10 protein-coding genes and 1 pseudogene are annotated in these 11,250 nt (G+C 57.4%); 5 read left to right on the top strand and 6 right to left on the bottom strand.

Translation table 11 applies throughout. The features are described 5' to 3' along the window. Positions 1-81 precede the first annotated feature (81 nt). Together AH68_RS10920 and AH68_RS10915 are read left to right on the top strand one after the other, a co-directional pair. Positions 82-498, top strand: a pseudogene (locus AH68_RS10920) (hypothetical protein); the annotation flags it as partial. Between the two features lie 105 nt (positions 499-603). Then, positions 604-1,530, top strand: coding sequence for a site-specific integrase (locus AH68_RS10915; RefSeq protein ID WP_039199766.1), 927 nt, complete (start codon positions 604-606; stop codon positions 1,528-1,530). Positions 1,531-1,665: 135 nt separating this feature from the next. Here AH68_RS10915 and AH68_RS03580 read toward each other — a convergent pair whose 3' ends face one another. Further along, complete coding sequence (locus tag AH68_RS03580; protein WP_039197715.1) at positions 1,666-2,502, bottom strand: sulfite exporter TauE/SafE family protein; 837 nt, start codon at positions 2,500-2,502, stop codon at positions 1,666-1,668. A 120-nt stretch (positions 2,503-2,622) separates the two neighbouring features. Next, positions 2,623-2,835: a hypothetical protein gene (locus tag AH68_RS10950; RefSeq protein ID WP_236682486.1), complete on the bottom strand. Its 213-nt coding sequence runs from the start codon at positions 2,833-2,835 to the stop codon at positions 2,623-2,625. Here AH68_RS10950 and AH68_RS03575 point away from each other — a divergent pair. Then, a complete protein-coding gene (locus AH68_RS03575; protein WP_039197714.1) occupies positions 2,777-3,841 on the top strand; it encodes a YeiH family protein in 1,065 nt (354 codons plus the stop codon). The genes AH68_RS10950 and AH68_RS03575 overlap by 59 nt on opposite strands. Before the next feature lie 210 nt (positions 3,842-4,051). Here AH68_RS03575 and AH68_RS03570 read toward each other — a convergent pair whose 3' ends face one another. From AH68_RS03570 to AH68_RS11215, 3 genes are all read right to left on the bottom strand, one after another. Further along, positions 4,052-4,876, bottom strand: coding sequence for a hypothetical protein (locus AH68_RS03570; protein ID WP_039197712.1), 825 nt, complete (start codon positions 4,874-4,876; stop codon positions 4,052-4,054). 713 nt (positions 4,877-5,589) lie between these two features. Continuing rightward, the gene (locus AH68_RS03565) at positions 5,590-7,641 is read right to left on the bottom strand and encodes an MDR family MFS transporter (protein WP_039197711.1); all 2,052 of its coding nucleotides are present in this window, start codon (positions 7,639-7,641) and stop codon (positions 5,590-5,592) included. Positions 7,642-7,871: 230 nt separating this feature from the next. Then, positions 7,872-8,057 (bottom strand): hypothetical protein, encoded by a 186-nt coding sequence (locus AH68_RS11215; RefSeq protein ID WP_033501981.1) that lies wholly within the window; start codon positions 8,055-8,057, stop codon positions 7,872-7,874. Positions 8,058-8,518: 461 nt separating this feature from the next. Between AH68_RS11215 and AH68_RS03555 the strand changes: the two genes are divergently transcribed. Beyond that, positions 8,519-9,181, top strand: coding sequence for a TetR/AcrR family transcriptional regulator (locus AH68_RS03555; RefSeq protein ID WP_039199764.1), 663 nt, complete (start codon positions 8,519-8,521; stop codon positions 9,179-9,181). A 155-nt stretch (positions 9,182-9,336) separates the two neighbouring features. After that, on the top strand, positions 9,337-10,596 hold the full coding sequence (locus AH68_RS03550; RefSeq protein ID WP_039197709.1) for an MFS transporter: 1,260 nt from the start codon (positions 9,337-9,339) through the stop codon (positions 10,594-10,596). A 183-nt stretch (positions 10,597-10,779) separates the two neighbouring features. Here AH68_RS03550 and AH68_RS10945 read toward each other — a convergent pair whose 3' ends face one another. Further along, the gene (locus AH68_RS10945; RefSeq protein ID WP_236682447.1) at positions 10,780-11,160 is read right to left on the bottom strand and encodes a helix-turn-helix transcriptional regulator; all 381 of its coding nucleotides are present in this window, start codon (positions 11,158-11,160) and stop codon (positions 10,780-10,782) included. Between the last annotated feature and the right edge of the window lie 90 nt (positions 11,161-11,250).

Genomic DNA, 11,250 nt, shown 5'->3' with positions numbered 1-11,250 from the left:
CCGGCAAACCAATGCACGGCTCCACGAGTGACTGCACATCTTCCATAAGAATACCGCGCCCCCGCTTGGGAACAGCGTAAGCTGGGTGAACTGTTCGAGGAGAGTGATGAAAGAGCTTCCGATAGAGAGATTTTGTCTGTCAGTGTAGCCAACGGGATATACCCAGCATCTGAGTCCGATAGGGAGACGAATCCTGGCGCGAGTCTCGCGAACTATAAAATAGTGCATTTCGGAGATGTCGTTTACAACAGTATGCGCATGTGGCAGGGAGCTGTAGATGCAAGTCGGTACGACGGCATCGTAAGCCCCGCATATGTGGTAACAAGGCCCACTTCCGAGGTTTATGCACGATTCTTTGCGCGCCTTCTCAGGCAACCGATGTTGCTGAAACAGTATCAACAGGTTTCGCAGGGCAATTCCAAGGACACTCAAGTTTTGAAATTCGATGACTTTGCTTCAATCAGAATTTCTATGCCTGCCTCAGAAAACGAGCAGCGCCAAATCGGCGCGTTCTTCGACCGTCTGGACTCGCTCATCACCCTTCATCAGCGTAAGTATGATGGCTGCACCTTATCCCCTATCTTTTTTAGAAAGGTGCACACTATGCAGGAAAACATCACCGCTGAATCGCTATTCTGCGACTACTACGCCCAATGGGTGAAAACGTATAAGGAAGGTGCCATCAGAGACGTGACCATGAGTAAATATCGACTCACACAATCTTGGCTCGGCAAACTCATCCCTGAACTAAGACTTGCCGATATGGATCGCACCGCCTATCAGCAGCTCATTAACGGTTACGCGCAGCATCATGAGCGCCAGACCACCATGGATTTTCATCACCAGATCAAAGGCGCCATTCTCGATGCCGTTGATGAAGGACTCATTCCCCGTGATCCGACACGCAAAGTCATCATCAAAGGCAAGCAGCCACGCATCAAAAAAATGAAGTATCTCAACCAATTCGAGCTGCACGCTATGCTCGCCGATCTTGATCTTGGCTCTGAGGCAAGTTGGGATTGGCTTATCCTCCTCATCGCGAAAACCGGACTCCGATTCTCCGAAGCACTTGGACTCACGCCCGACGACTTCGATTTCACCCACCAAACGCTTTCCGTCAGCAAAACCTGGGATTACAAAAACGGCGGCGGTTTTGTACCCACGAAAAACGAATCCTCCGTACGCAAAGTGCAGCTTGACTGGCAGCTCATCATGCAGCTTTCCGGATTACTCAAGAATCTTCCGCACGACAAGCCCATCTTCGTGCACGGCAAAATCTATAACTCCACAGCCAACGGCGTACTCGCCAGACACTGCAAGAACGTGGATGCGCCGGTCATTTCCATCCACGGATTGCGGCATACGCACGCATCACTACTGCTGTTCGCCGGCGTATCAATCGCCAGCGTGTCGCGCCGCCTCGGCCACGCCAGCATGACCACAACACAGGAAACCTATCTGCATGTCATTCGCGAATTGGAAAACAAGGATGTGGATATTGTAATGCGAGCACTGTCGACGCTTATCTGACACGATGCTGTTTTGCGAGATGCCGATGGACGGCTCGCAGGTCCTTCAATCGCAAGGTATCTAGAAAAAGAAGTCCGCTGGAGAAATCGGTTCTTCCAGCGGGACTTCACATCGCGAATCAATGTACAGCGCATGTCACAAGTAGGTGCTCCAGCCGAGCTTGACGGCTAGGATGATGCCGGTGAGCACGGCGGCGGCGCGCATGATGTTTTCAGGAATATGCCGGGTGACAGGTGGGGCGATTGCACTGCCGATGATACATCCGATGCACATCATGATGGCGAACGGCCAATACACGGATCCACGAATGATGAACATGATCGCAGCGGAAATATTCGCGCCGAAACCGACCACCGTTTTCAACGCATTAATCTGATGGAACGGACCGATCTTACCCAAGTCGAGAATCGCCAAGGCAAGCGTGCCTGCTGCAGCACCGAAATATCCGGAATAAATGCCGACAAAACTTACGCCAAGCCACAACCACCATGGGTCATGCAGTTTGCCATTATCGGTTTTGTTGGCGATCTGTGCAGCTCGTTCGCCTTGTTGCGATTGAGGAAGCGCTTGTGCAACGGCGTCTCGCGCCGCAGCTTTTTTCCGAGGATTGATAGCAATGATTAACGCACTGAACAGGATCAGCGGTGGCACCGCGCATTCGAACACTTCTGCCGGCAGTTCCAGCAGCAACAGTCCGCCGATAATGCCACCAACCAATCCGATGCAGGCGTAGACGGCCACGCGCACGCCTTGGCCTCTGAGCTCCCTGCGGGCGGAAAGCAGTCCACCGATGCCCGTACCGCACACGCCCACCGTGTTCGTGGTGTTGGACAGCACAGGCGGAATGCCGAACGCCAGCAACGCCGGATAGGATATCAGCGAGGATGCGCCGACCGCGTATCCAACGAATCCCGCCCCGATGCCGGCTGCGAGCACCAGCAGCAATGTGGTGATGGACACTCCGGCGATCATGACCGTTTCTCCCGATTTCCCGACTGATATGACAACGGGAGCCAAGCGTAATGGCTTGGCTCCCAAAAATATCGGTTTTGTTCAGAACGTGGCTGACTGCCGCGTTTGAACTATCGTTGTTCAGTGATTGCGCTTGGCAATCAGCGACTCGGTCCAGTAGGCGGCGAGCGGAATCAGCGCCCACTGCAAGGCGAGTCCCGGCAGACCGACGGCGCTGAAGTCATCACTTTCCGCACCATACCGATGTCCGAACCGGCCGGAACACTTAAGGTTCGTGATTGATTTTTGCAAAAAATGGTGGACGCGCATTACCACCAAGGAAATGGTTTTCATCGGTATCGTCACGTTGGCTGCTTCGCTGGCGGCCTCATGGCTCAAACAGTTCCCCGGATTCAGCTTGTTCGGCGCGTTGATTATCGCGCTACTTATCGGCATGATCGCGCAATTCCCAATCCGCAAATGGTATTCAAGCCGTTCCACCGAACATAAGGCCGGCGTGAAGGACGCGGCAGGGCTTATCTCCAACAAGCTGCTTCGCTTGGGCATCATCCTGCTTGGTTTCAAGCTCAATTTGACGGTACTGTTCACACAGGGTATCAAATGTCTGCCGATCGCCGCTGTGGTGGTGACGCTCACCATTGTGGCGTGCTATAACATAGCTCGCAAACTCGGCGTCGATCCGCAGCTCGCCATTCTAGTGGCGGGCGGCACCGGCATTTGCGGTGCGGCCGCCGTCATGGGATTGTCTGGCTCCATCAAAGTACCGCCGGAAAAAGAGGATGAAAAAGCCAACAACGAAGTGATGGCCGTGGCCATCATCGCCATCATGGGCACCATCTTCGCGTTACTGGAAATCGCCCTTGGACCATTGACCGGTTTGAGTAAGACACAGCTGGGCATTACCGCCGGAGCTTCCTTGCACGAAATCGCCCATGCCGTGGCAGCCGGCGACGCGTTCGGCGCGGTGGACATCGCAACCATCATGAAACTGTCGCGAGTACTGATGCTGGTGTTCGCAGCCATCGTCATCGCCGTTTGGTGGGATAAAAACCATTCCGAAATACCGACGAACGGCAAACGCAAAGTGTCATTCCCATGGTTCATGCTCGGCTTCATCGGCGCTTCCATCATCGGCACGTTCGTGCCGTTCATCGGTGCCATCACACCGAATCTGGTCGATTTCGCATACATTGTGCTCGGCATGGCCATGGCCGCGCTTGGCATCAACGTGAATTTCAATGCCATCGCCAAGAAGGGACAGAAGGCGTTCCTCGCCAGTTTCATCACGTCTGTGCTGCTTATGTGCTTTGCGGCCGGAGTCGCAGCACTGTTCTTCTAATTGGTCTTGCGAACCCGATCGCCTAGGATATGGACGGGCGACCGGGTTCGCAAACGCGATGTTTCCCCGACGGCCCACACCCCGATTTCGCCATTCGTATCCCCTCTTACGCTTCCATCCGTCATGGCGTCATATTCTCTGATGTCATAATCGTCGACGTTTTCCGGGAAACTTTAGACGCGCGTATGGAAGCAACACGAGGGAGAATCGTCATTGCGCTTTGGACGCCTGTCTGTCCACCCAATTCTCGGCCACATCGATGGCCTCATCGAGCGTGACTTTGGCTGCCTTGTAGTACTTAGAATCCTTGATATTGCTGTTTTCAATGAGTTTTTGACCGGAATCCACAGCTTTGGACAATGCGGACAGCAGTTTACGGCCAGTCAACGTCAGTGTTTCGTCCTTGCCAAGCTTGTTGACCAATTTGTCCGCCTTGTCGAGCGACTGCTGCAGTTCCTTCTTCGATTCATCCAACGATTCCGTGGCGGAAGAACCGTTTGAAGGAACGTCGAGCAATTGCCCCGATGACATATTGGACTGAGTATTGGAGGATGGTCCGTTCGTTGTCGTGCCATCCGAATCGTTCCGCGAATCCTGCAGCGCATTCGTGCCGTTCTTCTCCTGGATGTCCTTCAGGCTGTTATTCAGGGAGTCCGTGGCGCTGTCTAGTGTTTTGGCGATGAGATTGAGCTGCGTGATGGTGGCGTCCGCCTTACAGCCTTCCGTATCGACCGTGTTCTCTGCGCTGGTGGCCGCGTCCGCGAACGCGTCGATGATGTCGTTCACGCCGAGCGCACCACGGATCAATTTCTGCAGCTCGCTACCGTTTTCGGATGTGTCGAGCACGGCCTTACGGGCCGAGCTGAATTCCGCAAGCGATTGCCGGCATGTGTCCAACGCCTCCTGCCGTTTGTTGTGGTAGACGTACACTCCTGCGCCGCATGCCACAGTGAGCGCCACGACCACGGAAAGGACAATCGGCCAGGTTTTGCGGGGATTGGAAGGCTGTTCAACGGCCTGATACTGATAATCCATATGCGTCCTCCCCTTGCGAATCGACGGATGTCATTGTTCTTCGTCTTGTTAACCTCACCTATTTTACGAGTCCGAAGATGGGAAAAACCTGAATGGACATCCCACGCACACCAACGAAGCGGGGTCGGGTCGGCATACCATACGCGGAATCATGCACATCATCGACGTGCGTGAATCCGCCTGTGCCGGCGACCACGGGAATGCCTTGCAACAGCCACAGCGCCGTGATCGTCGATGATGATCACGCTGGCTCCACGGATGAAGCCCCACAGCCGCATCAAAGTCACCATCCGCACGACTTATGGCTTCCACCACGTCAGTAGCCTCATCGCGCTCGCCATGCTCCGCTGCGGCGGACTCGACATACACCTATCACAACCAAGAACCTAACCCACGAAAACAGCAGAAGCCCCTCAATTCTTCAATTCCACTACAAAGGTCACATCACGGCATACGCACGCCGACGCGCGTATGCGTGCACGACTCCAGCAACGAGCCGTACCCGCCGTTAGATGGCAGGCTTCAGTATCGTGACGCCATGCGTTAGCGTCACCATGCAACGATAGGAACACACTATTTAAATAGTGCATCACGAAGGCGTGACGTTGCCCTTGCGCAGGTGCCGTAAGACTCCGCGGACAAAGCAATGAGGCTTCCCTGCAAGAAGGAAGCCTCATGTTCCATTCATTCTATTCAGCGATGATGGCGCCTAATCACCGATCATCCTTTGGGAACAGCGCGTCGAAGGCATGTTCCATCACGGACTTACGGCGGATCACACCGACGAGCCTGCCATCACCATCCACCACCGGCAGTTTCTTGAACTGCTTCTTGGCGAGGATTCGGGCCACCTCTCCAACATGTTGGTCGGGCGTGGCGGCAACGACCTTACGCGTGGCGATGTCCATCACCTTCTTGCCGGAGAGTGCCTGCACCTTGGAGGCCACGGTTTCGTCGTCGAACACCACCATCGTCGAACCGGTGCCGGTGGAAACCGTACGGGATTCATAGGTGGCAATCGATTTCATGACATCGCCGTCGCTGACGAAGCCGACGAGCCTGCCCTCGCCGTTCACCACGGGAAGGCTGGAGACGTTGAGGCGGATGAACTCGCGCACCACATGCGTGATGTCATCGCTGTCCAGGCAGCTGTAGGGCTGATCGTCCATGATCCCGCCGATGGACTGTTCCTGGGCCTGCTTGAACAGGGAGGCGGCGGGGGCCACGTATGCGCCGGCGTAGTGATGCTCGGCGGGCTGGCCTTCAGTGGTTTCGGCCGCGACTTCGGCGGAGGCTTGCGCCTCGTAGGCCTTGGCGTTGCGTGCGGCCTTCTCCTTGGCACGGCTGGTGACGGTGAAGATGCAGATGATCAGGGCGACCAGCGAGATGGCGGCGCACAGCAGGTAGGAGAACGCGATGCCGCTGGCCGTGGCGGACTTCACACCCTGGGACATGTGCGAGGCGGTCACGGATGTTTCTGCGGTGACCAGAAGCGAGGTCGCAATGGCTGCCGCGATCTGACGGCCGGTGTTGGCGATGGCGTTGCCATGGGCGATCATGTCGTTCGGCAAAGCGTTGATGCCCCAAGTGTTGATCGGCATGTTGGCGATAGCCTGACCGGATGCCTGCAATGCGCAGAGCACGGCGACAAACAGCACTGATGTCCTGGTGCTGATGGTGCCGAGAAGACCAAGAGAGATGGTCATGAGCGCAAGGCCACCGATGCCCACGCCGCGCGGGCCGAATTTGTCGAATGCGGCACCGGCGACCGGACTCAGGATGATGCCGACCGCCGCGGCGGGCAGCATGACCATGCCGGTGACGGTGGCGGATTGGCCGAGCACATTCTGGATGAAGATAGGCAACGTCACGTTGGTTGCGGCGACTGCGGCGTTGATCAGAGTGACCAGAATCGCGGAGTTGCGGAAGTTGCGGGTGGCAAGGGTGTCAACGCGCAACAATGGCTCATCGAGCTTGACTTGCTTGTATACGAATGCGACGAAGGCCACAAGACCAACGACGATTGAGGTAATGACGACCGGACTGGCCCATCCCATCGTGGAAGCGGACGAGAAGCCATAGAGCAGGCCACCGAACGCGATGGTCGAAAGGACCACGGACAGGATGTTGAGCTTTGGGTTCTTCAACTCGCTGACGTTCTTGAGCATCATCGTGCCTCCGACAAGGATGACCAGTGCCACGACTGCGATGCCAATGAACATCGGGCGCCATCCGAAACTGTCAATCACCAGACCACCGATAACCGGGCCGATAGCCGGGCCGGCGGCCATGACGATACCGGCCATGCCCATGGCGGTGCCGCGCTTATCCGGCGGATAGACGAGCATCGGCACTACGGCGACCAATGGCAACAGCACGCCGGAGCCGACGGATTGCAGTATGCGTCCGACGAGCAACAGCATGAAATTCGGCGCGACGGCACACAGCAGTGTGCCGACCATGAAAGTGGCAAGAGCTCCGGCGAAGAGCTTTCGGGTGGAGAATTTATCAATCAGATAGCCTGAAATCGGCACCATGATACCCGAGGCCAGCATGTAGACGCTGGTCACCCACTGCACGGTGCCGGTGGTGATATTGAAATCACGCATCAGTGCCGGCAAGGCCGGTGACATGACGGTCTGATTGAGCAGCGCGATGAACGAGCCGACGACGATCACACCCACGACGATGAATCGGGTGTGCGGATCAATAGGCTTTACGGAACTGGCGGCGGACCCGAGTTCCGCGGTTTTCTGTGAGGTCACAGCATTTCCTTCTGTTGGTAACGGCATGTGTGGGCGATCCGGCCCCATGCTTGTGTCAAGACGCGAGGACACCGATGAGTCCGGGGTAAAGGAAAAGCCGCCATCCGTTCCGCATTCATATACGGCAAACGATTCGCGGCTTTGCGTAAGTTGATGGCTATGGTGAGCGATTCATGCGACGTCGACTGCGGATGGGCCATCGGTACATCCCGGCATAAGGCGTGTCCCCGCTACACCAGCATCGAGAATAGGGCCATTTGTGGATTGGCAAACAGAACATTGCCGATGAACGACCCACGGCAGGCGCGTGCGATGAACATCGCGTAGCGATACAGGTTCATGGCATCTCCTTGATGGGTTTTCGTACGGCAGGTATCGAGAAGCCTATCATCATTCAAATAGACGGTGAAACCCACGCATGCTCAACAATACACAAAATCTTCACAAGAGGATTGGGCTTACGCATACGCTACGCCTGAATAACGGTCCGGAGATGAATCAGGGGCGAGCTAAGGGTTGCGTCTCGTGTTTCCGTCATGATTTCTGGCGAAGACTCATAATAGAACACACATTATGCTGCTGCAGCAGCCAGTCCTTGCAGAACAATGTCATGACAAAGGCCTGAGAAGACGACTTCTCAGGCCTTATCCGCGCCGCTCCTCAGTCGCTTGTAGCGACAGCCCCCCTCAAAGAGGGGAGCCAGAGAAACACTTACTTCGAGATGTTGTCCTTGAACTCGGCGTCTTACCGGTCTTCTTCGCCCCGCCTTGCCGCGGATATTCAATCGCATCGCAGGGGTGACTTCCTCGATCATTTGACAGACCGACTGACGGTCTGTATGCTTGACGGGGACATGAACGAAAGGCAGGCCATCCGCATGGCGCACGATATACATTCCGGAGACACCGAACGACGAATCCTCGATTCCGCTCGCAGGCTCTTCGCTGAAAAGGGCTACGAGAAGACGTCCATCCAGGACATCCTGAACGACCTGGGACTGTCCAAGGGCGGGCTCTACCACCACTTCAAATCGAAGGAGGCGATTCTCGACCGGCTGAACGCCGACGAGTGGGCCGTCACCGCGCGTCTTCTCGACAAACTCATCGAGCGCAAGGACATGAGTGCGCTTGAGAAGCTGCGCGCGCTCATCGTTTCCGCCGTGGACGCCCCCGATCATCTGGACCTGGTCCGTTCCCAGCTGGCGCTGCTCAAGGATCCTGCGTTCTTTACGGCGAACATTCGCTTCTGGTCGACGAGACTGCCGGAGTCCTTCCGCTCGCTCATCGATATGGGCGTGCAGGACGGCTCCATTCCCACGGCATACCCCGAGGAGGCGGCGCAACTGCTCTCGCTCCTCGGCAACTACTGGCTCATGCCCTGCTTCTACCCCGCCGATCATGCTGGCATGGAACACCGCATCCGCTGCCTCGCCACGATGCTCGACGCCATCGGCGTGCCAGTGTTCGACGAGACGCTCATCCTGCGGACGACCGAAGGGCTCACGGCCCTGACGCCGGAAGAGGATACAGCGTCCGCATAGGAGACGCGCCCGGGTGCGCCACATCTTGCACATCCTGACGCCACAGATGTCGAAGCACTTCCGCACCTTTTCCTTGGGCGTATTGTTATCACAATAACAGACCGACGGTCGGTTTGTATAAATGGCCGTGGCCAATCACAAGAAAGGAATCCACGATGACGAACGCATACGAACCACAAAGAAGCCAAGCCGCTGATCCTCTTCGCACACGCGACTTCCGCCTGCTCGTCGCGGGTCTCGGCATATCGCTCTTCGCCAACCTTATGCTGCGGTTTGCCATGTCCATGTGGGTGCTTGACGAGACCGGCTCGGCGGCGGCGTTCGCCTCCATTCTTACTGCAAGCATCCTGCCCACGATTCTGCTCTCGCCCCTTGGCGGCGTGATGGCGGATCGTACGAACCGTCGGACCGTCATGGTGGCGCTTGACGCGCTTTCCGCCGTGACGGTGCTCGTCTGCGCGGCGATCTTTTCGGTCGTCGGTTTCAATCTGGCGGCGATAGCCGTGATGCAGGTGGTGCTCGCCGTGCTTGACGCGATGGAGACGCCTACGGTGCAGGCGGCGCTGCCGCAGATGTTCCGCTCCCATGGCGAGGATGTGATGCGTCGCGCGATGGCCGTGGTGAACGTAGTGAACCAGACGAGCACGCTCGTTCCCGCCGTGCTCGGCGGCATGCTGTACGCGGCGGTTGGTGCGATGCCCATGATGGAAATCACGATCGTGGGGTTCGGTGCGGCCGCCGTCGTGGAGTGTTTCATCCGGCTCGGCGCTCCCGACCGCGGCGACGCCGTCCGCGTCACCGCGGTCGACGACCTGCGCGCGGCCGGACGTTTCCTCACCCGCGAACATCCTCATGTGCTGCATCTGGTGTTGATCTGCGCCGCGCTCAACTTCCTGGTGACGGGGTATGCGGAGGTCGGCTTCCCTTACATGGTGCGGACCGTACTGGGGTTCGGCTCCACGGCGTACGGCCTTGCATATGGTCTTGTGGGAGCATCCGGACTGCTCGGCGCGCTCGCCGGTGGGCGGGTCGCGAGGTCGCTGTCCATGCGGCGATTCCCGATGGCGATCGCCGCCTTCTCGCTCACCATCCTGCCCCAAGCGCTCGCCATGACGATTCCCGCAGGTGGAGTGATGCGACTCACGGTGCTCACGGCGAGCACCTGCGGAACCATGATCGCCATCACCCTCACGAACCTCATCGCCGTGCCGGCGATCCAGATGAGCTGCCCCGAGAACATGACCGGCAAGGTGATGTCGCTTGCGCTCTCCGCGAGCATGTGCGCCCAGCCCCTCGGACAGATCGCATACGGCTGGGCGTACAGCGTCTACCCGGCGGGCGCGGTCCTGGCGGTGACGTTCGCCCTAGCCACCGCGATGCTGCTGCCAGTCGCGCACGTAACGCGGCGGTTCTAGGACGGGATTCCATCACCTTCGCTCTGGACAGCTGAGACATCAAAGCCATGTGTGGATATGCAAACGACCGCCATCAATCATGGTGATGTTGGCCGTTCACGTCATCCCCGTACCGTAGATATGAAAATGACCACTGTAATCGCACATACGACGATGGTGGTCATTGGATCAAGCGCCCCGGCGTCAGGCCTGCACGAGCGGGCGGATGTCGTCCAAGGTGCTGGGGTCGAAGGTCAGCAGATCGTAGTCGGTCTGAAGGTTCGCCCAGAAGTCGGGCGTGGTGTCGAGCGCCTTGCCGAGCCGCCATGCCGAGCCGCCATGCCGAGCCGCCATGCCATGGGGTGGTGATGCGCCGCCTGCCGTTGACGATCTCGCCGATCGGCGACATCGGCGTGCTTTGCCGTACCCGTCGAGGCGGGTGTGGACCTGCCAGACGTCCCAGATATGGTATGCGCCGATGAGTCCGAAGCAATCGGACTTTGATTCGGAAACGGCCTTCATACCGCACTTGTCCATCACACAACCGGACTGGAACATGAACTCGACGATGTCGGCATACGACATCAGGCTGAAACCAGTTCGCCGGGGGCGGCGTATTCGTATGAGTGCCCATACAAGTACGTGGGCGAGATGTCGATGTCGCCGTATAGGATT

Source organism: Bifidobacterium catenulatum PV20-2, from assembly GCF_000800455.1.
Classification (GTDB): domain Bacteria; phylum Actinomycetota; class Actinomycetes; order Actinomycetales; family Bifidobacteriaceae; genus Bifidobacterium; species Bifidobacterium kashiwanohense_A.
This window is presented reverse-complemented; position numbering and strand designations above follow the sequence as displayed.

What these genes read in the sequence shown, in the direction of transcription:
- AH68_RS10915 (WP_039199766.1), top strand. Translation starts at nt 604, where the DNA reads ATGCAGGAAAACATCACCGCTGAATCGCTATTCTGCGACTACTACGCC.
- AH68_RS03580 (WP_039197715.1), bottom strand. Translation starts at nt 2,502, where the DNA reads ATGATCGCCGGAGTGTCCATCACCACATTGCTGCTGGTGCTCGCAGCC.
- AH68_RS10950 (WP_236682486.1), bottom strand. Translation starts at nt 2,835, where the DNA reads ATGAAAACCATTTCCTTGGTGGTAATGCGCGTCCACCATTTTTTGCAA.
- AH68_RS03570 (WP_039197712.1), bottom strand. Translation starts at nt 4,876, where the DNA reads ATGGATTATCAGTATCAGGCCGTTGAACAGCCTTCCAATCCCCGCAAA.
- AH68_RS03555 (WP_039199764.1), top strand. Translation starts at nt 8,519, where the DNA reads ATGGCGCACGATATACATTCCGGAGACACCGAACGACGAATCCTCGAT.
- AH68_RS03550 (WP_039197709.1), top strand. Translation starts at nt 9,337, where the DNA reads ATGACGAACGCATACGAACCACAAAGAAGCCAAGCCGCTGATCCTCTT.
- AH68_RS10945 (WP_236682447.1), bottom strand. Translation starts at nt 11,160, where the DNA reads ATGTCGTATGCCGACATCGTCGAGTTCATGTTCCAGTCCGGTTGTGTG.